Here is a 23555-nt window from a genome sequence, read left to right on the forward strand (position 1 = left end):
AGATCATGAAATGGAAAAAATTAGTAACATTGGGCTGCGTCGTAGTTATGACGGTATCATCCGTAACAGCATGCGGCAGTAATACAACAGAGAACCAGACGGTAGAAGCAACAGAGCAGAGTGAGGAGAACCAGAGCGATTCTGTGATCGTGCAGGTTACAGCAGTTGAAGGCGATCAGATTACAGCGGATGTAGGAACACTTACAACCGCAAGCGCAGATGCATCCGGAAATGGAGCACCGGGCGGAGAAGCACCGAGCGGAGAAGCACCGGGCGGAGACGACAGTGGAAACGGAGCGCCGGGAGAAGCACCGGGCGGAGAAGCACCGAGCGGAGAAGCACCGGGCGGAGACGACAGTGGAAACGGAGCGCCGGGAGAAGCGCCAAGTGGAGAAGCACCGGGCGGAGAAGCACCGAGCGGAGACAACAGCGGAAACGGAGCGCCGGGGGAAGCACCAAGCGGAGACGCACTGGGTGGTCAGATGCCGGGCGGCAGTAGTTTTGAGGCTTCCGGTGAGAGCATTACCTTTACCCTGACAGACGATACGGCGATCACATTAGAGTATCTGCAGGGAAGCGGCGAGGGAAATGCAGATGACATTGCAGTCGGCAGCGTATTGGAGGTAGTTCTGGACGAAGACAACCAGGCAGTGTCTGTCACTGTGCGCAACTTAAATGCAGGCGGCGGATTTGGCGGAAGCGGTGAGGTGACAAACGGAACTTCTGCAAATACGATTACCGAGGATACCGAGGTGGATAGTGAGACTTACACATCCACCGGTGATGATGAGAACGCACTTCGTGTCGACGGAGCGACTGTTACCTTAAAAGATATCACGATCGAGAAGACAGCCGGCTCCTCATCGAACACAGAGGATGGAGATTTTTACGGACTGAATGCCGGACTTCTGGTGCTAAACGGCGCAACGGCAACGATTACGGGAGCGACGGTCAATACCAGCGTGACAAACGGTAATGGTGTGTTCAGCTATGGCGAGGGCACGGTTGTAAATATTTCGGATTCCACAATCCGCACGACAGAAAATAATTCCGGCGGTATCCAGACGACCGGCGGTGGTACCATGAACGCTGCAAATCTGGATGTCGAGACACAGGGAAATTCCGCAGCCGCAATCCGAAGCGACCGGGGCGGCGGTACGGTCAATGTGGACGGCGGTTCCTATGTGACAAACGGAACGGGAAGCCCGGCAATCTACTGTACAGCAGGTATCAGTGTGTCAGACGCGACTCTGACAGCGAATGCCAGCGAGGGCGTTGTGGTAGAGGGCAAGAATTCCGTTGCACTGACCGACTGTGAAGTGACAGGAAATATGAGCAACACTTATAATGGAGACTCGGACGAAAACATTCACTGCATTATGATTTACCAGAGCATGTCCGGTGATGCAGATGTCGGAGAGGCGACCTTCTCTGCAGAGGGCGGCAGCATTACGGCGAAGACGGGAGATATGTTCTATATTACCAATACGGATTGTGAGATTACACTCAAGGACGTCGCATTTACACTTGCCAATGATGTATTCCTTCGCGTGGAAGGCAACTCTTCCTCCCGCGGATGGGGCACAGAGGGCGCAAACGGCGGAGATGTGACACTGACGGCGGATTCACAGGAGTTTGCAGGCAATATTCTCGTGGATGAGATTTCAAGCCTGGCACTTACCATGAAGAACGGCACCAGCTACGAGGGTGCCATCAATCCGGACGGGGACGGCGGTACGGTTGACGTGACCCTGGATGACGATTCGACATGGACATTGACCGGCGACAGCTATATCACAAGCTTTGACGGTGATACCTCCAATATCACGGCAAACGGATATCATCTGTACGTGAACGGAGAGCAGGTACTGTAACAGATTGGAGAGGCAGTTGAAAAGAGGCTGCCACATATCACAGGTGGCAGTTGATGATAAGTAATATTACAGGAAGCACATGATGCAGATTCCGGGTGGAACTGCATAGGAAACATTCGTTGGAGAAAAATGTGTGTATTTCTTCCAGCCGGATGACTGCATCTGATTCCGTGTCTCTTCCACGTTTGGACACTGACGGGTGCATGTCCGACACACCGGAGACAATGGGCGGACTTTCTGGTGTCCCTAATGGCACCTCTTCACAGACAATATAAAACCGCGCGAACCGAACTCGCCGGCATTTGCTATTGAAAATAGGGCAGATGCCGACTCAGACAGCGGCTTCGCGCGGTTATGTTTTGTTCGACATAAAGGTGGCATTTATGCCAGCTGTTGTCTGGTGCCAATAAGGGACACACACAAAAGTCCTACAAATTGTCTTCCGGAGTGCGGACATGCCCCGTCGGAGTGCTCCAAACTTGGAAAGACACGGATCATCGCAGATGCAGCCACCGGCTGGTTAGAAATGCCGCATTTTTTGAACAGAATGTTCCCTAGGCATTCCACCCGAAATCGTAACGGTATGCTTCTCATAATATTACTTATCTCGTCAAACAGGACGATCTGCTGAATGCGGCAGCTTTTTTTCAAGAGAGAGATTATGTATTTTAGTGGAATTATATCAGACGCTTCGGAAGAATTTCGGATATGTGGAAAAAGGCAGCAAAAGTGTGCTATAGTGAATGAAAAGAATACAATCATACTGGAGGGGAGCAGAGATGGAACTGCTGGATATTGTGGACGAAAAGGGAAATCCGACAGGAGAGACAGTGCCGCGGGAGGTGGCACACCGTGAGGGAATCCGGCACCGTACGGCGCACGTGTGGATTTTTCGCAGACGCGGCGGCGTAGTGCAGATCCTTTTGCAGAAACGGAGCGACAATAAGGATTCAGATCCGGGCTGTTATGACATTTCAAGTGCCGGTCATATTCCTGCGGGGAGTGATTATATTCCTTCCGCGGTGCGGGAGTTGAAGGAAGAACTGGGTGTGGACATGAACGGCGATGAACTGATTTATTGTGGACAACGCCGGTTCCGGTTTGAGAGGGAATTCCACGGCAGCATGTTCCGCGATAACCAGGTCAGCAATGTGTATGCACTCTGGCTTGACCGCGAGGAGGAAGCTTTTGTACTGCAGGAGGAAGAAGTGTCTGAGGTCCGGTGGATGGACTTCGCGGATTGCGTATCTGCTGTCCGGGAGAACCGAATTTCCCACTGCATTTACATGGAAGAACTGGAACTTCTGAAAAATGCACTGCATCTGCATTGATTCGAGGGGAGGCAGGGAAAACGGCTCAGTATTTCCAGCGGAGATCCAGCCGGTAGTGTCCGTCCTTCACTGTGATCGGTAGATAGTCAGAGTATGTCTCCTGTGCCTCCTTGGAGTAATAGCGGATGGTAACTGCGGTTGCCCAGGGGGTGTCGTGATATACGGTAGTTCCCTCCAGCAACGAAAGATCCCCCACATTTTTACGGAAATACACCAGATCATCATGAAAATATTCTTCTGTGTCTTCCGCGGTTACAGGGATATCTCTGCCGTTATAAGAAAGCGCGGCGAGGGAGCCATAATCCTCCTGCTGTAAAAGCGCGCAGACCTGTGCGGCAAAATCATCGGTATCCTCCCGGCAGACATATTTGCCGGTTGAAAATGGGAGAATGTGCCGTCTGGCCGGAATGTACTTCAGGCGTTTTGGATCGGAACTTTTATAGAAAATGGTGCCAAGTACAGACGAGCCGTCTGCACCGGCGCGTGCCACGCGGTTTCCGGTGAAAAATGCCTGACCGAGTGAAAGATCTGCAGTATAGCGCGTTCCATCAACCTCATATTGCACGGTTACCAGGTAATCGGAAAAACGTCTGATGATACCGGAATCGTAGGCACCGATACTCTGGTCATATTCGGTCTGCTCCACATGAAGGACTTCGTAATCATCCGGCGTGAGCCGGCCGGTATAGGCGATACTTAAAAAGATGGTCTGAAAAAGAGTAAAAACGAGCCCGAGTACAACCAGCCACAGGGCGAGATAGAGAATACCGCCATATCTGGATTCGTTGATGAAACGCCCGAGACGGGTCGCACAAAAATGCGAAAAATGGGGGCGGAACCATCGGTTGTGATTGCCCGGGCTGTCTGAAAATGTCGACTTCATAGAAATTCTCCTGAATATAATGAGCTATAAACGGGTTTGTGAAAGCTGTATCAATAGCAGTATAGCAAAAAAAGGCGGAATTTTCCACTATTTGACAGGCGGGAAGAGCTGTATTAAGATAAGGGACAGATTTCTGACAGAGGGAGAAGACAGTTGGAACAGATAAAGTATTATATGGCACCCATGGAAGGTGTCACCGGATATGTCTACCGGAATGCATACGCAAAATATTACGGCGGGATCGAACGCTATTTTACGCCGTTTGTGGCGAATAAAAAGCTTGGACACCGGGAGAAAAATGACGTCTGCCCGGAACACAATGCGGGAATGGCGGTCGTTCCGCAGATACTTACGAACCGCGCAGAAGATTTTCTGGCGATCGCAGAGATTCTGCGGGAGTATGGGTACGATACGGTCAACCTGAACCTCGGCTGCCCGTCGGGCACAGTGGCGGCAAGAGGGCGCGGCGCCGGATTCCTTGCGATGCCGGACGAGCTGGATCATTTTCTGGAAGAGATTTTTGAAAAATGTCCGCTCCGGATCTCCATCAAGACACGGATCGGAAAAGAGAACCCTGCAGAATGGGAGCGGCTGCTTGCCATATATGAAAAATATCCGTTAGAAGAACTGATCGTACACCCGAGGGTGCAGACCGATTTTTATAAGAACCGGGTCAATCTGGAGGCATTTGCACGGGCAGAGAAAAACAGCAGACATTCGCTCTGTTATAATGGCGACATTGTGGACGCAGCGTCCGCGGCGCACATCCGGGAGGGCTTTCCGTCGGTGGATAAGTTCATGATCGGCCGGGGACTGATAAAGCACCCCTGGCTTCTGGAGGAACTTTCCGGCGGCAGACAGGAAAAGCAGGAGCGAAAAGAGCGGTTTTTCCGGTTTCACAATGCGATCCTGGAGGGATACCGGCAGCAGATGTCCGGGGACAAAAATACCTTATTTAAGATGAAGGAACTGTGGGCGTACTGGGGAGAGAACTTTGCGGATGCGGACCAGCGTCTAAAAAAAATCCGAAAATGTGAGCGGGTTGCTGAGTATGAATGTCTGGTGGACGCGCTGTTTCGTGAAAAAGAGCTGTGCGTGTAGGAAAAGAGTGGGGTATGCGGCAATAGATTTGTGTGATATAACAAAAAAGAAGCTTTCCAATCTGTAACATTTATATAAAAAGACGAAAGGGACTTTTTATTTGCTGTAAAAAGTATTATACTGTACTCCGTAGTATGCTTCATGAGAACGATAGGGGAATTGGGGAAGAGGTTTTAAAGAGGGTATATGGAAAGCTATACGTTAGAGGAGAAAGTGCTTCGCAAGGTCATGCGGAATATTCCGATGGGACTGATTGTGAGCAAAGAGGGATTTCGGCGCAAGATTTACTATGTCAACGACACGGCGTGTGAGATTATGGGATACACGCGGGAAGAGTATATCAGAAAGATGCAGGACGGATGGACGGATCTGATGGATGTCGATCTGCGGGAGGTCATCCGCGAGCACAATGAACAGATTCGTTCCGGGACGCCGTTTGAGGTGCTCTCAAGACCGCAGACGAAGAACGGTGGTTACAAGTGGATATTAAGCAGGGTGAATGTGCAGATGCAGGAGGGACCGCTCTGCTATGTCAGCTTTATGGATGTTACCGACCGGATGGAGCGGGAGGAACTGTGCCGGCAGGAGAACGAGGTGCTCAGGGAGCAGGCGATGCAGGACTCCTTTACGAAGCTTCTAAACCGCGGCGCGCTGGAGAAGCATGTCTGCGAGGCGCTTCAGGAGAGAGGCGGCGATGAGGAGGATGCATTCATTCTTCTGGATGTCGATAATTTTAAGCAGATCAATGACATTTACGGTCACGGAGTCGGGGATATGATTCTGATGCGGATGGCGGGAATCTTAAACGAAGTGTTTGGAGACCATTCCTGTATCGGCAGGATGGGCGGCGATGAATTTGCTGTTTTCCTCAGAGACATCGGCGACCGGAGAGAGATTGAAGAGAAGATTCAAAAGCTTCTTACGGAGGTACGCGCCGAAAAAGAACGGATGCACCTGAGCAAGGAACCGACAGCCAGTGTCGGCGTTGCATTTGTGCCGGAATCGGGAAGCACGTTCGTGGATGTGTACCGGGCGGCGGATCAGGCGCTGTATCACGTGAAGAACTCGACGAAGAATGGAATGGCGTTCTATGATTTTGTATAATTTTTCCTATTGAAAAAAATCATCATATACTGTAAGATTAAGATGTTATATGACTGACGGAACAAGTGGAAGAACCACATGGAGTATAACGTATCTAATGCCGACCGTCTGGGCGAATGTACCCGGGCAGTCGGCTTGTTTTGAATCAGGGGCTTTTTATCGGAAAAGTACCCGGGATTCCCATCTCTAAGACAAAAGATGCTTTGGTTCAAAAAGCATAAAATACCCACTGAGAGTAAGACAAGACAAACATGCCTGGCAACAAAACTTGATATTGACAGGGAAAAGTGTGCTGTGCTATAGTCGTAAAGGTTAGCCGCAACTAACTAATATCATGTTTTGGCAATGCTGCCTGCGGGCAGGGAACATAATCACATTACAAAGTAAGCAGGAGGAAGAATCATGCAGAATGAATGGAGAGGCTTTCAGCGGGGAAGCTGGGAGGAAGAGATCAATGTCAGAGATTTTATCCAGAAAAACTATACGCCTTACGACGGGGACGACAGCTTTCTGGAAGGACCGACGCAGGATACGACAGATTTATGGAACGAAGTGTTAGAACTGTCGAAGCAGGAGCGTGAGGCAGGCGGTGTCCTCGATATGGATACCAAGATTATCTCCACGATCACATCCCACGGACCGGGCTATCTGGACAAGAGCAAGGAGAAGATTGTCGGCTTTCAGACAGATAAGCCGTTCAAGCGTTCCCTGCAGCCGTACGGCGGAATCCGCATGGCAGTGAAAGCCTGCGAGGATAACGGCTACCATGTAGATCCGGAAGTGGTGGAATATTTTACCACGCACAGAAAGACACACAACGCCGGTGTATTTGATGCTTACACACCGGAGATGCGCGCATGCCGTTCGGCACACATCATCACGGGACTTCCGGATGCATATGGCCGCGGACGTATTATCGGCGATTACAGAAGACCGGCACTCTACGGTGTGGATCGCCTGATCGAGGACAAGGAAGAACAGCTCGCAACGACCCGTACGATCATGTATTCGGATGTCATCCGTGAGCGTGAGGAGCTTTCCGAGCAGATCCGCGCACTCAAGATGCTGAAAGAGCTTGCAAAGATTTACGGCTGTGACATTTCCAAGCCGGCGAACAACGTGCTGGAAGCGACGCAGGCGGTATATTTTTCTTACCTTGCAGCAGTCAAGGAGCAGAACGGTGCGGCAATGAGCCTTGGACGTACCTCCACATTCCTCGACATCTATGCGGAGCGCGATCTCAAGGAAAGAACGTTCACAGAGAAGGAGATCCAGGAGATCATCGACCAGTTTGTCATGAAGCTGCGCTGCGTGAAGTTTGCACGTACGCCGGAGTACAACTCCATCTTCGCTGGGGATCCGACCTGGGTGACGGAGTCGATCGGCGGAATCGGTGTGGACGGCAGACATATGGTGACGAAGATGTCCTACCGCTACTTAAATACACTCAACAACATCGGAGCAGCGCCGGAGCCGAATATGACCGTGCTCTGGTCGGTACAGCTTCCAGAGAACTTTAAGCGTTTCTGCGCACAGACATCCATCAGGCACTCTGCGATCCAGTACGAGAATGATGACATCATGCGTGTGGTACACGGGGATGATTACGGAATTGCATGCTGTGTATCCTCCATGCGCATCGGTAAGGAGATGCAGTTCTTCGGCGCCCGCGCCAACCTTGCAAAGTGCCTTCTGTACGCGATCAACGGCGGTGTAGATGAGATCAGCGGCAAGCAGGTCGGACCGAAGTACCGCCCGATCACTTCCGAGTACCTGGATTACGACGAGGTGTGGGATAAGTATAAGGATATGATGAAGTGGCTGGCAGGTGTTTATGTCAATGCCTTAAACATCATTCATTATATGCATGACAAATACTGCTACGAGAAGCTGGAGATGGCGCTTCATGACAAGAAGGTGCGCCGCTGGTTCGCGACCGGAATCGCTGGTTTTTCCGTTGTGGCGGATTCCCTGTCTGCCATCAAGTACGCAAAGGTAAAGCCGATCCGCGATGAGAACGGAATCACTGTAGACTTCGAGGTGGAGGGTGACTTCCCGAAATACGGAAATGATGACGACCGCGTCGACGACATTGCAAAGGAAGTGCTTCACACATTCATCGGCTATGTCAAGGGCAACCACACCTACCGCGGCGGAATCCCGACGACATCGATCCTCACGATCACATCCAACGTATCCTACGGCAAGAACACAGGTGCGACACCGGATGGCAGAAAGAAGGGTGTTGCCTTTGCACCGGGCGCAAACCCGATGCACGGACGCGACACGAACGGTGCGGTAGCATCTCTCGCGTCGGTAGCGAAAATGCCGTTTATGGATTCCCAGGATGGTATCTCCAACACGTTTACCATCGTGCCGGATGCACTCGGCAAGGATGAGAAGGGCGAGGAGCAGAACCTTGTGGCGCTGCTGGATGCTTACGTCGAGAAGGGCGGACATCACTTGAACGTCAACGTATTGAACCGCGAGACGCTTTTGGATGCACAGAAACACCCGGAGCAGTATCCGCAGCTCACAATCCGTGTTTCCGGATATGCGGTAAACTTTATCAAGCTGACCAAAGAGCAGCAGGACGAAGTCATTGCAAGAACCTTCCACGAGCGCATGTAATTCATGTGGAAGTGATACAGACAGGATAAATCGCGCGAACCGGAACCGGTGCCCTGCTGCTTTTGCGGCTGGGACACCGGGATAAGCCGGCTCGCGCGATTGCATTATGAATATCAGATGGATGGGATTAAAAAGGAGGACTTTATGGGAAAAATTCATTCGATGGAAAGCTTTGGAACGGTGGATGGACCGGGAGTCCGCTTTGTGGTGTTCTTTGAAGGATGTCCCATGCGCTGCCTGTACTGCCATAATCCCGATACCTGGCATCTGGAGGACGGGCAGGAGATGAGCGCGGAGGAGATCCTTTCGCGCATGGAGCGCAACCGGTCGTTTTACCGGACCGGCGGAATCACTGCGACCGGCGGAGAGCCGATGCTCCAGATTGATTTTTTGACGGAGCTCTTTGCAGGGGCAAAGGAACGCGGGATTCATACCTGTCTGGACACGTCGGGCATTATGTTCCCCGGGTGTGGCGGCACGTCGGAGGAGGAGCGGGAACGCTTAAAGAAGGTGGATCTGCTGCTCTCAGTGACGGATCTTGTGATGCTTGACATCAAACATATGGATGCGGAGGAGCACCGGAAGCTGACCGGACAGGACAATGAGAAGATTCTTGCGTTTGCAAGGTATCTGGATGAAAAACAGATACCGGTCTGGATCCGGCATGTGGTTGTTCCGGGGATCACATTTCAGAGGGAAGAACTGGAGGCTCTGGGCCGGTTTCTTGCGACACTCTCGAATGTGGAAAAGCTGGAGGTGCTTCCGTATCACTCCATGGGTAAAGTGAAATATGACAATCTCGGCATTGATTATGCATTAAAAGATACGCCACAGCTCACCAAGGCGGAGGCGAAAAGTGCGGAGAGCATCATTCTGGAGGCAATGCGTCAGGCGAGAAACGTCTGACTGCCGGAACGGATCGTGCAGGGAATGATAGAGAAAGTGCATGAAGTAAACGATGCCGCGTCCAATATGGCAGCTATCACGGAAGAACAGTCGGCATCCGCGGAGAAGATTGAGGCGACTGCGGTCAGCATTCAGGAACTGGCGGAGATTGTCTCCGAGAACAGTGCAGATGTGCAGAAAGACTCGAAGGAGATGGAAAACACGGCCGAGACGCTGAAGGAACATATTTCCAGGTTTACGATTTAGAACTTGCAGAAGAGGTACTTTCGTATTATAGTGTAGATAGAGACTCAGATTAAGAAAGGAGCATGCATTATGAAGATCAAGAACATCACGGATATCGACGGATTTTTTAAGGTAATAGACTCCTGTCAGGGAAAAGTGGAACTCATTACCGGTGAGGGGGACAGACTGAACCTCAAGTCAAAGCTTTGCCAGTATGTGTCACTTACCAGTATTTTAAAGACGGATGTGGAGATTCCGGAGCTTGAGCTTGTCGCTTACGAGCCGGAAGATACAGAGAAAATTATTAAGTTCTTGATGAAGGGCTGAGAAAAAGAACCGTCAACACAGGTTGGCGGTTCTTTTTTGCCTTTTAAAAATTTAGAATTGAGGTATTTATGAAACCAGAAGAAACAGTATTTCACGAGATAACACTGCAGGATAAGGCATGGATGGATCAGAAGTTCGCGGAGGATGATCGGAATGCCTGCGAATACTCGTTTGCAAATAATTTTATGTGGAGAAATGTCTATCAGGTCAGAGTGGCGGAGCTTCACGGCTGCCTGGTAGTTCGGTTTATAGATGGAGAGATTCACTGCTTTTCATTTCCGGTTGGAAACGGCGACAAAAAAGCGGCGGTGGAGGAGCTGCTTGCGATTTGCCATGAGGAGGGAATCCAGCTGCTGATAGCACCTGCCAGCGAGCAGGACCGCGCGCAGATGCTAGAGTGGTTCCCGGGAAGGTTCTTAATCGAGGGAGACCGGAACGACTATGACTATATCTATGCAAGAGAGAAGCTTGCGACGCTTGCCGGCAAGAAACTGCACGGAAAGCGCAATCACATTGCCCGCTTTAAAGATTCGGGAGACTGGTCTTATGAGCCGATGACAGCTGAAAACATAGAAGAATGCCGCACGATGACGTATACGTGGATTCACATGCGCGAGGAAAAGTGGAATGAGGAGATGAACCAGGAGATCTCGGTACTCCATGAGGCGTTTGATCATATGCAGGAGCTGGGACTTGTCGGCGGAGTGCTCCGGAGAGACGGGCAGATCGTCGCGTTTTCGATCGGGGAGCGGCTGAACTCGGAGACGTTCGTTGTGCACTTTGAAAAGGCGTATCCGGATCTTCAGGGAGCGTATCCGATGATCAACCAGCAGTTTGTCCTGCATGAATGTGAAGGGTATGCGTATGTCAACCGCGAGGAGGACACTGGCGATCCCGGACTCAGAAAGGCAAAGCTTTCCTATTATCCGGATATTCTCCTTCCAAAATACGAACTGGAGGAGAGCGGGGTGGTCTATGCGGACCCCAAGCGGGATGCGCCGTATATTCAGGAAATCTGGCAGAAATGCTTTGGCGACGAGGAAGATTATATTCAGTTTTATCTGAAGCACCGAATGACGAGAGAGAATATGCTCGTGATTTTCCGGGATGGAAGACCGGTAGCGATGGCAAGTTTTCTGCCGGTGCAGTACCTGTGCAACGGAGCGTATGTGGACGCGCGCTATGTGTATGCGGTTGCGACACTGCCGGAATACCGGGGACAGAAGCTTGCGGAACAGATTCTGCGCTTTGCAGAAGAAAAATATCAGGTGCCGCTCATTCTGTCGCCGGCCGAGGAGTCGCTGATCCGTTACTATGAAAATCTGGGATTTAAGAATGCATTCCAGGGAGAACGCAAAAATGTGAGCGGCAGTGACATTACGGCGCTCGAGGTAAAGGACACGGAGCCGGTTGCATGCATGGAGCCTGTCACACCGGAGGAGTATGTACGGATCCGGGATGAAAAGTGCGCGAAGGAAGGGTATGTACACTGGGATGTGGATGCGGTTTCCTATGCGATGGAACTCGCGGCAAGCTGCGGCGGCGGTACGGCGGCAGTCAGCTGTGAGGATAAAAACACACGGAATGAGCAGGAAGATGACAGGGATATTCTGATGTATGATATCCGGGAAAAAGAGCTCGTGATACTGGAGACAACGCTGTCGGACGACGCTCTCTCACAGGTGCTTCCGCAGCTTATGGAAGAGACGGGAACCAGCGCAGCATCGTACGGACGGGAGCGGGGCATGATCTGGCTGCCGAAGACGATGGCAGATCTGCCGGTTGCGGGCGACGGTTATCTCGCACTGACGCTTGGTTGATGAATTTTCAGAAAAAATTATGAAAAATGCATAAATTTTCTTGCTATAAAGCCAAAATATGTTATAATATAACCATGATATATCTTGTATCAAATAAACGGCAAAGGGGTTGGACATCATGAGAATTAAGATTACAGGAAGAAACATCGAATTAACAGAGGGGCTGAAGGCAGCAGTAGAGGACAAGCTGAACAAGCTTGAGAAGTATTTTACACCGGATACCGATGTATATGTGACGCTGAGCGTGGAGAAGGAGAGACAGAAAGCCGAGGTTACAATCCCGGCAAAAGGAAATTATATCCGCTCCGAGCAGGTAAGCAACGATATGTATGTATCCATTGATCTTGTGGAGGAAGTGATTGAGCGTCAGCTTAAGAAATACAGAACCAAGCTGGTGACAAAGCAGCAGAATGCATCCGCTGTATTTAAGCAGGAATTCCTGGATGGAGCCGCAGACGAGGATGAGGAGATCAAGATCATCCGTACCAAGAAGTTCTCCATGAAGCCGATGTATCCAGAAGATGCATGTGTGCAGATGGAACTGCTGGGACATGACTTCTTCGTATTCATCAATGCAGAGACGGAAGATGTCAATGTGGTATATAAGAGAAAAGGCAACACCTACGGACTGATCGAGCCGGAGAATTAAGAGCGTTTGAGATGTGCTGTCTCATAATGAACTGATATATTTACAGAAAGAAGAGGGAGAACCGTATTGCAGATGCGGCACTCCCTCTTCTTTTTGTGGAGAAAAAAGGAGTTTGAGCTGACAGAGGGCGCTTTCTGTAAAATTTTTTGTGCAAAGGGGTGTACAGTTAGTACTAAAGTATCTTATAATTGTAGTTAAGCGTGCCCTGCGTGTGCGAGAGGTAGAAAAGTTAATCATGTGTGAAACAAAAGAAAAGGGCTCAAGTAGGAAAAGCTACGGACATACAAATGTATTGGTGGATATGATGCAGAATTATCCGGGGTTTATGGATTATATTGCATATCAGTACCCATTGGAGGGAGAACGGATTGAATTATTGGAACAGATTCTGACCGCGCTTGCGGTGGGAAGAAAGCTGGAAGCGGAGCAGATGATTTATCATTATGGCAGTATGATTCACGGGAGGGATCTCATTGCGAGGCAGGTTTTTCTGTGGCTTTTGGGGATGGCAGAATACAGCAGACGTGAGTGTATAGCGGAAGAGCGTAGATAAAAAGCAGGAAAGGGGTCGCAGCGCAGGGGCAGAGCTTTGAAAAAACAAGGAATATTCTTGTCATCAGATCGAAAAAGGTATACTATAAAGCGAGAAAAGTTTTGAAAAAGGAGAGACGGATACCATGAAGATAGTTGTTTTGGCAGGGGGGCTCAGCACAGAGAGAGATGTGTCCTTCAAGACAGGAGAGATGGTTACGAAAGCACTCAGAGAGAACGGACATCAGGTAATTTTACTTGATGTTTTTATGGGATATAGCGATAAGGAAGAAGATCTTACCGGAATTTTTGACAGAGCCGAGGCGGTCAGCGTCAAGGTGGCGGCGATTCCGGAGACCGCGCCGGACCTGGAAAAAGTAAAGGCGCAGAGAAAGGATCAGTCGGATAATTTCTTCGGACCGAATGTCATCGAGCTTTGCCGGATGGCGGACATCGTGTTTATGGCGCTTCATGGAGAGAACGGAGAGAACGGTAAGATCCAGGCGGCGTTTGACCTGTTTGGCATCCGCTACACAGGAACCGGATATCTGGGCAGTGCGCTTGCCATGAACAAAGGAATGGCAAAGCAGCTGTTCCTCGAGAATGGAATCCCGACGCCGAGAGGCACGTCCTTAAAGCGTGGCGAGGATGCGGCAAAGATCGAGACCTGTGGAATTCATTTCCCGTGCGTGGTAAAGCCGTGCAGCGGCGGATCAAGCATCGGCGTATCGATCGTGCACGACAAGGCAGAATACGAGCAGGCATTAAAGGAGGCGTTCCGCTGGGAGAATGAGCTGGTCATTGAGGAATATGTAAAAGGAAGAGAATTTTCTGTCGGCGTCATCGATTTTCAGGCGCTTCCGATCATCGAGATCGCGCCGGTGGAAGGCTTCTATGATTATAAGAACAAATACAAAGCGGGAAGTACGGTAGAGACCTGCCCGGCGGAGCTGTCCGAACAGATTACAAAGGAAATGCAGGGCTATGCAGAGAAGGTGGCAGAGGTGCTTGGACTCAACACTTACTCGCGCACAGACTTCCTTCTGGATGCGGAAGATCACATTTTCTGTCTGGAGGCGAACACACTTCCGGGCATGACGCCGACCAGTCTGCTGCCGCAGGAGGCAAAGGTGACCGGCGTGGATTTCAACCAGCTCTGTGAGAAGCTGATCGAGAGTTCCATGCGCAAGTACAAGAATTAAGAATGAAGTCTGAAATGGGAGCCATTATGAAAAATATGACATTGGAGCATATCGCGCAGGCGTGCGGCGGTACATACATCGGGGAAGAATGCGACCGCAAAAAGGAGATTCAGGGGGCGGTGATTGACAGCCGTCTGGTCGGGGAGGGATATCTGTTTATTCCCATCCGCGGAGCGCGCGTCGACGGACATGATTTCATTCCGGCGGTTTTTGAAAAGGGAGCGCTTGCCGTGCTCTCCGAGCAGCGGCTCGAGCATCCGGCAGGACCGTATATTCTGGTTGACTCTACGGAGGAAGCCATGAAGAAGATCGCGGCGTTCTACCGCCGCTCACTCGACATCAAAGTCGTGGGGATCACAGGAAGCGTTGGAAAGACCAGCACAAAAGAGATGATTGCGTCGGTGCTCTCCGAGAAATACCGCGTGTTAAAGACCGAGGGGAATCTGAACAATGAGATTGGACTTCCGCTGACGATCTTTAAGATCCGGGAGGAACATCAGGTGGCGGTGCTCGAGATGGGAATCTCTGAGTTCGGTGAGATGCACCGTCTTGCAGAGATGGCACAGCCGGATATCTGCGTCATTACCAATATCGGCTTATGTCATTTGGAGAACCTCATCACAAGAGACGGCATTTTAAAGGCGAAGACGGAGAGCTTTGAGCATCTGGCACCGGACGGGATCGCCGTATTAAACGGGGATGACGATAAGCTCTGTGACAAAAAGATGGTGAATGGCAGACCGGCGGTGTTCTATGGAATCGGACAGGAAGCAAAGACGGCAGAGACAGAGACCGGCAGCAAACGGCTCGCGGAAAAGGAAGTGTACGCGACCGATGTGGAGGCGATCGGCCTTGAGGGAACGAAGGCGGTCATTCACACGCCGGAGCAGCAGTTTGAGGTGGTGATCCCGATTGCTGGTGAGCACAATGTATACAACGCGCTTGCAGCAGTCTGCGTGGCAAGACGGCTGGGACTTGATGCGGAGGAGATGAAGCTTGGAATTGAGCATGCGCACACGATTGGCGGGCGGAGTAATCTGATCCGGAAAAACGGCATCACAATTATCGACGACTGCTACAATGCGAATCCGGTGTCCATGATGGCTTCCATAGACGTGCTGTCCCAGGCGAAGGGACGAAAGATTGCCGTGCTCGGCGATATGGGAGAACTCGGCAGTGAGGAAAAGAAGCTGCACGGAATGGTCGGCACACACTTTGCGGGGAAGAAGATCGATGCGCTGTTTGTGACCGGAACACTTGCAGGGGAGATTGCGGAGGAGGCGCGGCGTGTAGCGCCGGAGACCAGGGTCTATGCGGAACCGGACAAAGAGGCGCTGGAGGAGGCGCTGCTGGAGTACCGCAGACCGGGGGATACCATTCTGGTAAAGGCGTCCCATTTTATGGGATTTTCGGAGATTGTGAAAAAATTGGAACAGCCACAGTGAATAAGGAAGGTACACATGAAAAAGAATATCATACTGATTGGAATGCCCGGTGTCGGAAAGAGTACCGTTGGCGTGGTTCTTGCAAAAGTGATGGGATACCAGTTCATTGATGCCGATCTGGTGATACAGGAAAAGGAAGGAAAGCTTCTGCGTGAGATTATCGCTGAAGTCGGACCGGAGGGATTCCTTAAGGTGGAGAACCGCATCAACAGCGGGATCGAGGCGGAACATGCCATTATTGCAACCGGCGGGAGCGTGGTGTACGGAGCGGAAGCGATGGAACATCTTGGCCGGATCGGTACGGTGGTTTATCTGAAACTTCCGTACCGGGAATTGGAGCGCAGGCTCTCGGACATCAAGGGAAGAGGGGTTGTCTTAAGAGACGGACAGACACTTCATGATCTCTATGAGGAACGTGTGCCTTTGTACGAGAAATATGCGGATGTGATTGTGGATGAACATCATTTGAACGTGGAACAGACAATTGAGAAAATTATGGAATTGAAGGAACGCTTTCAATGAAGAAACAAACGTTTACAAAACAGGCAGTCTGGCAGGCAGCTGCGGTAGGAGTCCTGGCGGTCGGCGGAGTCCTTTTTTGCCTTTCCGGGCAGATTGGAATCGGACAGACATATCGGCAGGTGCGCGTGGATGACCGCATCATCGGGTATGCGCCGGAGAACACTGATATGGATGACATCGTCCGTCAGGCGAGACAGGAACTGACGCAAAAGACCGGGGAGAGAATCAGCGGCGAAGTCGTATGGAGCAGTGAGGAGTGTAGAAAACCGTTCCAGAAGTTGTTGTCGGAGAATGAATTAAAAGAAGCCGTAGAGAACATACTAAGTGAGAAAAATGCAGAGGAAAAGCAGCGCGTCTATACAGTGGCGATCGATGAATACCGCGCCAACTTTGCGACGATGGACGAGGTGGAGTCTTTTCTGGAAAAAGTGAAGGCTTCTGTGGATGCGGCGGATGAATACGGGGCGGTCATTGCGGATCAGGGCTCCCATGTGAGCGGAATTCTGACAGCGTCTCTTGCCAGAAGGGACGCAGGGGCTGCAGCGGATGAAAAGGTGCTGGAGGAAGCACAGGCTTCTCTGCCGCAGGCAGGAATCAGCGCCTATGTGATCTGTACGCTGGAGGAGGCATTTGCAGATCCAAAAGCCACATATGAGACAGGCATCCTTGATATGGAATTTGTGGAGCGGGTGAATGTGTTCGAGAACTATGTCGATGCCGATCAGATTGCAGATGTGGATGAACAGGTTGCCGAAGTAACAAAAGAGAAAGAATCGAATAAAATATATGTAGTGGAGAGCGGAGACTGTCTCTCCGTGATTGCGATGGATCATGATACGACAGTGTCGTCGATCGTGGCGTTAAACGGGCTGGACAGCGCGGATGCGATGATAAGGGACGGTCAGGAACTCATCATTGCGGTGCCGGAGCCGGATCTGCAGCTTCGGGTAACAAAAGGAGAGGTCTATGAGGAGGACTACATGGAAGAGCCGATCATCATAGACAACGATTCCTGGTATACGACAAAAGAGGTTGTACAGCAGGAGGGAACGACGGGACACCGGGAGCGCAATGACGTTGTGGTCTATGAGAACGGTGTGGAAACAAGCCGCGAGATGATACATCAGAACGTTATGGTGGCGTCACAGGCGGCAGTCATTGAGCGCGGTACCATCATTCCGCCGACCTATATCAAACCGATTTCCGGAGGAAGATATACGTCAGGATTCGGCAGACGATGGGGACGTATGCACAAGGGCGTTGACTGGGCATGCCCGATCGGGACGACGGTGTACGCATCCTGTGCCGGAACGGTAATCTCTGCGTCCTATAATGGCGGCTACGGCAATAACGTGGTCATCAGCCATGCGGATGGCAGACTGACGAGATATGCACACAACAGTAAGCTTCTGGTGAAGGCTGGACAGCATGTTGAGCAGGGAGAGCCGATCGCGTTAAGTGGAAGTACGGGACGTTCTACAGGACCGCATGTTCATTTTGAGATCTATATCAACGGTTCAGCAGTGGATCCGCTCAAATACATCAGCAACTGATGGGAAGAGGACACAGACTGGAAATAGTTGTATGCTGTACAAATGGATGAAATTTATGGTATAATGTACACTATATGGTTGATGAACGAAGAACTTAAGAATTACTTGACAAAAGCATGTAAGCACTAGTATAATTACGTGTTTGTATAAAGCGTTCATAGAGGTGTGATATGGAACAGTATGTGATCAAAGGTGGAAATCCGCTGGTAGGAGAAGTGGAAATCGGAGGCGCTAAGAATGCGGCGCTTGCGATCTTATCTGCTGCAGTTATGACGGATGAGACCGTTACAATAGAAAATGTACCTAATGTCAGAGATACCAACGTTTTACTCAATGCCATCGAGGAGATTGGAGCGCGGGTAGAGCGGCTGGATGCTCACACGGTAAGGATCAATGGATCTTTTATCCGGGATTTTAATGTTGACAATGAATTTATCCGAAAAATACGCGCATCTTATTATCTGATCGGCGCACTGCTCGGCAAATATAAGCGGGCGGAAGTGGCGCTTCCGGGCGGATGCAACATCGGCGGACGGCCGATCGATCTGCACATGAAGGGTTTTAGGGCTCTGGGGGCTGATGTGGATATCAAGTATGGTCTGGTGCGGGCTTATGCAGAAAAGTTAACCGGCACGCACATTTATCTGGATAAGGTGTCTGTCGGGGCAACCATCAATATTATGATGGCGGCGTCCATGGCAGAGGGCAAGACGATTATCGAGAATGCGGCGAAGGAGCCGCATGTGGTTGACGTTGCCAACTTCCTGAACAGCATGGGAGCCAATATCCGCGGTGCCGGTACGGACGTGATCCGGATTGTCGGAGTGGAGAAGCTGCATGCGACAGAGTATTCGATTATTCCGGATCAGATCGAGGCAGGTACCTTTATGCTGGCGGCAGCGGCGACCAAGGGTGACGTTACCGTGAAAAATGTGATCCCGAAACATCTGGAAGCGATCAGCGCAAAGCTGCTTGAGATTGGATGCGAAGTGGAGGAGTTCGACGACGCTGTGCGCGTGGTGGCATCGAAGCCGCTGCGTCATACACAGGTGACGACACTTCCTTACCCGGGTTTCCCGACGGATATGCAGCCGCAGATGACAGTTGTGCTGGGAGTGGCCCAGGGAACGAGTACCGTGACGGAGAGCATTTTCGAGAACCGTTTTAAGTATGTGGATGAATTGACACGCATGGGTGCAAGCATCAAGGTGGAGAGCAACATCGCTATTATCAGCGGTGTGGACCAGTACACCGGTGCCAGAGTCAATGCGCCGGATTTAAGAGCCGGAGCGGCGCTTGTGATTGCCGGACTTGGCGCAGAGGGCATTACTGTTGTGGACGATATTTATTACATTGAGCGCGGCTACGAGGCATTTGATCAGAAGCTGTCACTGCTTGGGGCATTGATTGAGAAAGTTTCCGACGAAAAAGAAATACAGAAGTTTACACTGAAAGTATCATAGAATGGAAGTTTTGAACCATCAGGTCTGCTGCGGGAGGGGATCCCGCAGCAGACATTTTTTATTTCATAGGAAATACTGTGGCACGTTAATACAAGAAAGCAGAACCTTCCTATGAAATAAAAAAACGTTCTTTTGACATGATAGCGCGGAAGACAGACTTGGAGGATAACAATGGAAGCACAGGAAATACAACAGAAAGAGTTACATACTGTGAGAGGAGAACTGGCACTGCTTGTTGCAGTGCTGATTAACAGCTTCGGGGTGGTGCTGATGCTGCACTCCGGCGCGGGAATCTCTGCCATCTCGAGCGTGCCGTTCGCGTTTTCGGAAGTGTTTACGCGGATCTCGCTCGGCACATGGACATACCTGTTCCAGGGCGTCCTGGTGCTTAGCCTGATGATTTTAAGAAAACGGTTTGTGCCGCAGTATCTGTTCAGCTTTGTGGTGGGATTTGTGTTCGGGGAACTTTTGGATGTGCATAAGGCGTGGATCAATCTTCTGCCGCTTACACTTCCGAACCGTATTCTCTATTTTGCAATCAGCTATCTGTTGATCTGCATCGGAATTGCACTGTCGAACCGCTGTGGTCTGCCGATCATACCGACAGATCTGTTCCCGAGGGAACTGGCGGACATTACGGGCGCCGCGTATTCCAACATAAAGGTCTCGTTTGATGTGATCTGTCTGGCGGTGACCGCCGGCATGACGATCTTCTTCCTGGGACATCTGGATGGACTTGGAATCGGAACAATTCTGGCAGCGTTTACGATGGGAAAGGTGATCGGGGCGATCGGGAAATGGATGGACGGGCGTTTGCGGTTCGTGTCGGTTCTGACTCCTAAAACGGCAAAGCCGTGTTAGAAAGCCCCCAGCAACCGGGAAAGTGTACAGGAGATAAGCTGTAGACAAAAAATGAGGGAACCATAACGTTCCAATGTAACCGGCAGCGGCGGATTCTTTGGAGTAAAATCCAGGTAGTTCTTCCGTGCCGCGTCCGGCATCGAATGCTGTGTCTTTCCACGTTTGGACAGTCCCCGGAGTGTGTCCGGCAACTCGCAGACAATGGGCGGACTTCCTAGACCTGTTAAGAGATGTCAACACAATTTTTGATTTTTTTGCATAAGAAATAGGCCTGATTATTCAGGCTTTTTTCTTATGCAACTATACTATATTCTTATATATTTCCATTACTCTTGCATAATAGATTTGCAAAAACTTATTTAAACCGGCTATTTTGGCTTGTTTCTTACTTTTTCCTTCATTCTCTTTTTTAATTATAAAATCATAGACACGAGTATCTGTTTTGGGCGGATGGGATTTCAGACTTTTCATAACCTCATAACCGGTTTTCCTTAATGCACTGTTTCCGCGTTTGCTTATTCTACGTTTGGTGCCGGTATATTGTCCTGATTGATAAGGCGGAGCATCAATTCCCGCATAAGCAACTAATGCTTTGCCATTATGGAAACGTCGAACGTCTCCAATGTCAGCTATAAACCTTACACATAACTTTTCACCCATGCCTCCCATTTGGCGTATCGTTTGATATTCTGGTAAAGTCTTTGCAAGATTTTGCATTTGTGATAATATTTGTTCTAGAGCATAACCTAATTGGCTTACTTGCTCTGTTGCTACTTCCATACAGAGTCTGGTTGAAGGGAACTCTGTTGGTAGTGTAGGGATACCGTCTTCCGCCAAGTGAAAAAGCTCGTCTGCCTTTTCTGATTGGAAACGGTATCCTTTTTCTTTACACCATTGCTTATAATTCTCTCGAAAAATTTCTTTTCCCATGCTTTTTATCATATCAACATGATAGAATTCTTTGGCAAAATCCACATATTTCACTTTTGAGAATTGAACACTGCTTGCTGTATCCAGCGCTTCTTTGAAACCAGGAAGCATCTCATCCATCAAATGTATTACATTCTGTTTAGCAACAATCAAAAGCTTTATGTATGTCTGATACTGCTTGGATAATAGACTTAATTCTGTGTAGCAGCTTGGATGAAATTTATATGGTTTCAGTTCACTCCAGTATGCCAAACCGTACTTTGCTAATTTTTTTGCATCAAGCGGATCTGTTTTTGCGCCATGCAGCATAATGCGTGAAAATTGTCGTATAATATATGCATTTTCAACACATACAAAAAAGCCTTTTTGATACAGAAATTGTGCAACCGGAAGATGATAATGCCCTGTTGATTCCATTACAATACGAATTTCTCCATCAAGTGATCCGATGTAATCAGCTAACATTGACATTTCTTCTACGGTATGCAAAACTTCAAACGATTCCTTAATAATCGTATTAGGATGTATCATGGCACAGACAGTGCTTTTCCCTTTTGATACATCGATTCCTACACTTACTATTTGTTTCATGCAAATCCTCCTTTTCTCCGCCAGACTTATTACCATTCAGACTTGTTCGTTACACGGATGTATTTAATCCAACCTGTTTAAACGAATGCTTATAATAAGAGGCGGAATAAACTCTAAAAAACGGGAGCTATGTCCCACCGCACTAGCCTTATCCGCCTTTTATTATAATAAAAATAAGCATGCGGATACATACATAATGTATCTACATGCTTATAGTACAAGCAGCACTAGCCGTGCTGCACGTAAGTCCTAAAATTGTCTGCAGGTTGCGGACACGCCGCGTGGAATGTTCCAAACTTGGAAAGACACAGCTCATCCAGGATGCCGGACGCGGCATGGTTAGAAATACCGGATTTTACGATCAGAATCGTCGCTGCCGGTTGCATTTGGAACGTTGCGTTTCTCTAACTTCCCAGTCTACAGCTTATCTTCTGCCGGCTATCGCAGGCGCTGGGTGCTTTCGGACACGGCTTTGCCGGTTTAGAGAACCGCCTGAATATGCAGATCGCCCGCAGTTGACAGATCAATACAGGAACCGTCGTCCAACTGCACGATCGGTCTGGAAAGCTGCTTGTCGTTGAGCATGACAATGTTGGCACTACGACCATCACTTAAGAGGATGCGGTGGTTCTGGTAGGTGCCGGCGATCCGGTTGAGGAATGCGAGAACACATTTGGTATCGTATTTCTGCAGACCGTCGCGCTCAAAGTTGGCGATAACCTGAAAAGCGCACAGGGGAGCACGGTAAGAGCGGGCGGTCGTCATGGCATCATAAACATCCGCGATCGCAACAACGCGTGCATAAGGATCAATATCGTTCGTCGTAAGACCGTTTGGATAACCGGTGCCGTCACAGCGCTCATGATGAGAGAGTGCGGCGAGCTTGATGTGTGCATCCAGCGGAAGCGGCTTTAACAGTTCGTAACCGTACTGGGTGTGCAGCCTGACCTGCGCGAACTCTTCGTCGGTGTATTTGCCCGGTTTGTTGAGAAGCTCTGTTGGAATCTTGAGCTTGCCGATGTCGTGAAGCAGTCCGGCGAGCGTCAGCATGTCTAAAGTGGCGTCGTCTGCCTTGATCCATTTTCCGATCTGCCGGCAGATCAGCGAGACATTCAGGGAATGTACATAGACGCTGTCGTCTGAGGAATGCATGTTATGTAACATATTAAACAATTCCAGAGAAGTCTTGCAGGACTGGAACAATTCGACGACCTTCGACAGGAGCGCTGATGTGTCTAACGGCTTGCCCTCGTTCACGTAGCCCTCAAAGCTGACACGGATCTGACTGAGCACGATCGTGTGATCCACCTGGAAAGACTGAAACTTCTGCGAAGTCTTGATTTTCTGCGAATAGGACTTGGGAGCCGCCTGCTTTTCTTCCCCGTCCACAATGCAGGCCGACTTGATATTATAAAAGGAAAGGCGCAGGATCGACTGCTTCGTAAGTTCTTTTCCTTTTTCAAGAACCACCTGTCCGCTGGGGGTAGTGATGTCTTTTGCAAGAACCATGCCCTCTTTTAAATTGTACAGTGCCAATTCTTTCATTTGCTTACCCCTTCTACCTATATTTACTACAACTACTTTCAGTATAGAAGTTTGAAAAAAG

The 23555-nt window shown here is 49.9% G+C and carries 20 protein-coding genes and 1 riboswitch; of the genes, 17 read left to right on the forward strand and 3 right to left on the reverse strand.

The genetic code is table 11. The features are described from left to right. Positions 1–5 precede the first annotated feature (5 nt). Positions 6–1874 carry an ICP22 family protein gene (locus RHOM_RS17880; RefSeq protein ID WP_014078600.1) on the forward strand — a complete coding sequence of 623 codons (1869 nt, stop codon included), beginning with the start codon at positions 6–8 and terminating at the stop codon, positions 1872–1874. 779 nt (positions 1875–2653) lie between these two features. Further along, positions 2654–3205, forward strand: a complete 552-nt coding sequence (locus RHOM_RS02085; protein WP_014078601.1) for an NUDIX hydrolase — start codon at positions 2654–2656, stop codon at positions 3203–3205. A 25-nt stretch (positions 3206–3230) separates the two neighbouring features. Here the strand turns inward: RHOM_RS02085 and RHOM_RS02090 are convergent, their stop codons facing one another. Continuing rightward, the gene (locus RHOM_RS02090; RefSeq protein ID WP_014078602.1) at positions 3231–4088 is read right to left on the reverse strand and encodes a hypothetical protein; all 858 of its coding nucleotides are present in this window, start codon (positions 4086–4088) and stop codon (positions 3231–3233) included. 162 nt (positions 4089–4250) lie between these two features. Here RHOM_RS02090 and RHOM_RS02095 point away from each other — a divergent pair, with 162 nt between their 5' ends. The 15 genes from RHOM_RS02095 (at position 4251) to RHOM_RS02165 (ending at position 20428) form a co-directional block, all read left to right on the forward strand. Beyond that, on the forward strand, positions 4251–5189 hold the full coding sequence (locus tag RHOM_RS02095) for a tRNA dihydrouridine synthase (protein WP_334290587.1): 939 nt from the start codon (positions 4251–4253) through the stop codon (positions 5187–5189). Between the two features lie 186 nt (positions 5190–5375). Beyond that, on the forward strand, positions 5376–6293 hold the full coding sequence (locus RHOM_RS02100; RefSeq protein WP_014078604.1) for a sensor domain-containing diguanylate cyclase: 918 nt from the start codon (positions 5376–5378) through the stop codon (positions 6291–6293). A 39-nt stretch (positions 6294–6332) separates the two neighbouring features. After that, positions 6333–6414: riboswitch (ZMP/ZTP riboswitch) on the forward strand. Between the two features lie 281 nt (positions 6415–6695). Next, positions 6696–8924 carry a formate C-acetyltransferase gene (pflB, locus tag RHOM_RS02105; RefSeq protein WP_014078605.1) on the forward strand — a complete coding sequence of 743 codons (2229 nt, stop codon included), beginning with the start codon at positions 6696–6698 and terminating at the stop codon, positions 8922–8924. 144 nt (positions 8925–9068) lie between these two features. Then, a complete protein-coding gene (gene pflA / locus RHOM_RS02110) occupies positions 9069–9830 on the forward strand; it encodes a pyruvate formate-lyase-activating protein (RefSeq protein ID WP_014078606.1) in 762 nt (253 codons plus the stop codon). A 24-nt stretch (positions 9831–9854) separates the two neighbouring features. Next, positions 9855–10076 carry a hypothetical protein gene (locus RHOM_RS02115; protein WP_014078607.1) on the forward strand — a complete coding sequence of 74 codons (222 nt, stop codon included), beginning with the start codon at positions 9855–9857 and terminating at the stop codon, positions 10074–10076. Positions 10077–10145: 69 nt separating this feature from the next. Further along, positions 10146–10382 carry a hypothetical protein gene (locus RHOM_RS02120; protein WP_014078608.1) on the forward strand — a complete coding sequence of 79 codons (237 nt, stop codon included), beginning with the start codon at positions 10146–10148 and terminating at the stop codon, positions 10380–10382. A gap of 68 nt (positions 10383–10450) precedes the next feature. Continuing rightward, a complete protein-coding gene (locus RHOM_RS17560; RefSeq protein ID WP_014078609.1) occupies positions 10451–12202 on the forward strand; it encodes a GNAT family N-acetyltransferase in 1752 nt (583 codons plus the stop codon). Positions 12203–12320: 118 nt separating this feature from the next. Continuing rightward, positions 12321–12851 carry a ribosome hibernation-promoting factor, HPF/YfiA family gene (gene hpf, locus RHOM_RS02130; RefSeq protein ID WP_014078610.1) on the forward strand — a complete coding sequence of 177 codons (531 nt, stop codon included), beginning with the start codon at positions 12321–12323 and terminating at the stop codon, positions 12849–12851. Between the two features lie 235 nt (positions 12852–13086). After that, complete coding sequence (locus RHOM_RS02135) at positions 13087–13404, forward strand: hypothetical protein (RefSeq protein WP_014078611.1); 318 nt, start codon at positions 13087–13089, stop codon at positions 13402–13404. Between the two features lie 124 nt (positions 13405–13528). Further along, positions 13529–14584, forward strand: a complete 1056-nt coding sequence (locus RHOM_RS02140) for a D-alanine--D-alanine ligase family protein (protein WP_014078612.1) — start codon at positions 13529–13531, stop codon at positions 14582–14584. A 26-nt stretch (positions 14585–14610) separates the two neighbouring features. Continuing rightward, positions 14611–16029: a UDP-N-acetylmuramoyl-tripeptide--D-alanyl-D-alanine ligase gene (locus tag RHOM_RS02145; protein ID WP_044024784.1), complete on the forward strand. Its 1419-nt coding sequence runs from the start codon at positions 14611–14613 to the stop codon at positions 16027–16029. A 15-nt stretch (positions 16030–16044) separates the two neighbouring features. Continuing rightward, complete coding sequence (locus RHOM_RS02150; protein WP_014078614.1) at positions 16045–16551, forward strand: shikimate kinase; 507 nt, start codon at positions 16045–16047, stop codon at positions 16549–16551. Continuing rightward, complete coding sequence (locus RHOM_RS02155; RefSeq protein ID WP_014078615.1) at positions 16548–18104, forward strand: M23 family metallopeptidase; 1557 nt, start codon at positions 16548–16550, stop codon at positions 18102–18104. Before RHOM_RS02150 ends, RHOM_RS02155 begins: the two co-directional genes overlap by 4 nt. Before the next feature lie 170 nt (positions 18105–18274). Then, positions 18275–19567: a UDP-N-acetylglucosamine 1-carboxyvinyltransferase gene (locus tag RHOM_RS02160; RefSeq protein ID WP_014078616.1), complete on the forward strand. Its 1293-nt coding sequence runs from the start codon at positions 18275–18277 to the stop codon at positions 19565–19567. Between the two features lie 171 nt (positions 19568–19738). Then, entirely contained in the window at positions 19739–20428 is a 690-nt protein-coding gene (locus RHOM_RS02165; RefSeq protein WP_014078617.1) for a DUF6198 family protein, read from the forward strand. A 300-nt stretch (positions 20429–20728) separates the two neighbouring features. On the opposite strand, the gene RHOM_RS02175 is transcribed toward RHOM_RS02165, so the two are convergent. Both RHOM_RS02175 and RHOM_RS02180 read right to left on the reverse strand, forming a co-directional pair. After that, positions 20729–21949, reverse strand: a complete 1221-nt coding sequence (locus tag RHOM_RS02175; RefSeq protein WP_014078619.1) for an IS110 family RNA-guided transposase — start codon at positions 21947–21949, stop codon at positions 20729–20731. A 480-nt stretch (positions 21950–22429) separates the two neighbouring features. Continuing rightward, positions 22430–23494, reverse strand: a complete 1065-nt coding sequence (locus RHOM_RS02180) for an HD-GYP domain-containing protein (protein WP_014078621.1) — start codon at positions 23492–23494, stop codon at positions 22430–22432. Positions 23495–23555 lie beyond the last annotated feature (61 nt).

Source organism: Roseburia hominis A2-183 (assembly GCF_000225345.1).
Taxonomy (GTDB): Bacteria; Bacillota; Clostridia; order Lachnospirales; family Lachnospiraceae; genus Roseburia; species Roseburia hominis.

What these genes read in the sequence shown, in the direction of transcription:
- pflA (WP_014078606.1), top strand. Translation starts at nt 9,069, where the DNA reads ATGGGAAAAATTCATTCGATGGAAAGCTTTGGAACGGTGGATGGACCG.
- RHOM_RS02115 (WP_014078607.1), top strand. Translation starts at nt 9,855, where the DNA reads ATGATAGAGAAAGTGCATGAAGTAAACGATGCCGCGTCCAATATGGCA.
- RHOM_RS17880 (WP_014078600.1), top strand. Translation starts at nt 6, where the DNA reads ATGAAATGGAAAAAATTAGTAACATTGGGCTGCGTCGTAGTTATGACG.
- RHOM_RS02140 (WP_014078612.1), top strand. Translation starts at nt 13,529, where the DNA reads ATGAAGATAGTTGTTTTGGCAGGGGGGCTCAGCACAGAGAGAGATGTG.
- RHOM_RS02085 (WP_014078601.1), top strand. Translation starts at nt 2,654, where the DNA reads ATGGAACTGCTGGATATTGTGGACGAAAAGGGAAATCCGACAGGAGAG.
- RHOM_RS02155 (WP_014078615.1), top strand. Translation starts at nt 16,548, where the DNA reads ATGAAGAAACAAACGTTTACAAAACAGGCAGTCTGGCAGGCAGCTGCG.
- pflB (WP_014078605.1), top strand. Translation starts at nt 6,696, where the DNA reads ATGCAGAATGAATGGAGAGGCTTTCAGCGGGGAAGCTGGGAGGAAGAG.
- RHOM_RS17560 (WP_014078609.1), top strand. Translation starts at nt 10,451, where the DNA reads ATGAAACCAGAAGAAACAGTATTTCACGAGATAACACTGCAGGATAAG.
- RHOM_RS02165 (WP_014078617.1), top strand. Translation starts at nt 19,739, where the DNA reads ATGGAAGCACAGGAAATACAACAGAAAGAGTTACATACTGTGAGAGGA.
- RHOM_RS02150 (WP_014078614.1), top strand. Translation starts at nt 16,045, where the DNA reads ATGAAAAAGAATATCATACTGATTGGAATGCCCGGTGTCGGAAAGAGT.
- RHOM_RS02160 (WP_014078616.1), top strand. Translation starts at nt 18,275, where the DNA reads ATGGAACAGTATGTGATCAAAGGTGGAAATCCGCTGGTAGGAGAAGTG.
- RHOM_RS02145 (WP_044024784.1), top strand. Translation starts at nt 14,611, where the DNA reads ATGAAAAATATGACATTGGAGCATATCGCGCAGGCGTGCGGCGGTACA.
- RHOM_RS02180 (WP_014078621.1), bottom strand. Translation starts at nt 23,494, where the DNA reads ATGAAAGAATTGGCACTGTACAATTTAAAAGAGGGCATGGTTCTTGCA.
- RHOM_RS02175 (WP_014078619.1), bottom strand. Translation starts at nt 21,949, where the DNA reads ATGAAACAAATAGTAAGTGTAGGAATCGATGTATCAAAAGGGAAAAGC.
- RHOM_RS02090 (WP_014078602.1), bottom strand. Translation starts at nt 4,088, where the DNA reads ATGAAGTCGACATTTTCAGACAGCCCGGGCAATCACAACCGATGGTTC.
- RHOM_RS02120 (WP_014078608.1), top strand. Translation starts at nt 10,146, where the DNA reads ATGAAGATCAAGAACATCACGGATATCGACGGATTTTTTAAGGTAATA.
- hpf (WP_014078610.1), top strand. Translation starts at nt 12,321, where the DNA reads ATGAGAATTAAGATTACAGGAAGAAACATCGAATTAACAGAGGGGCTG.
- RHOM_RS02135 (WP_014078611.1), top strand. Translation starts at nt 13,087, where the DNA reads ATGTGTGAAACAAAAGAAAAGGGCTCAAGTAGGAAAAGCTACGGACAT.
- RHOM_RS02100 (WP_014078604.1), top strand. Translation starts at nt 5,376, where the DNA reads ATGGAAAGCTATACGTTAGAGGAGAAAGTGCTTCGCAAGGTCATGCGG.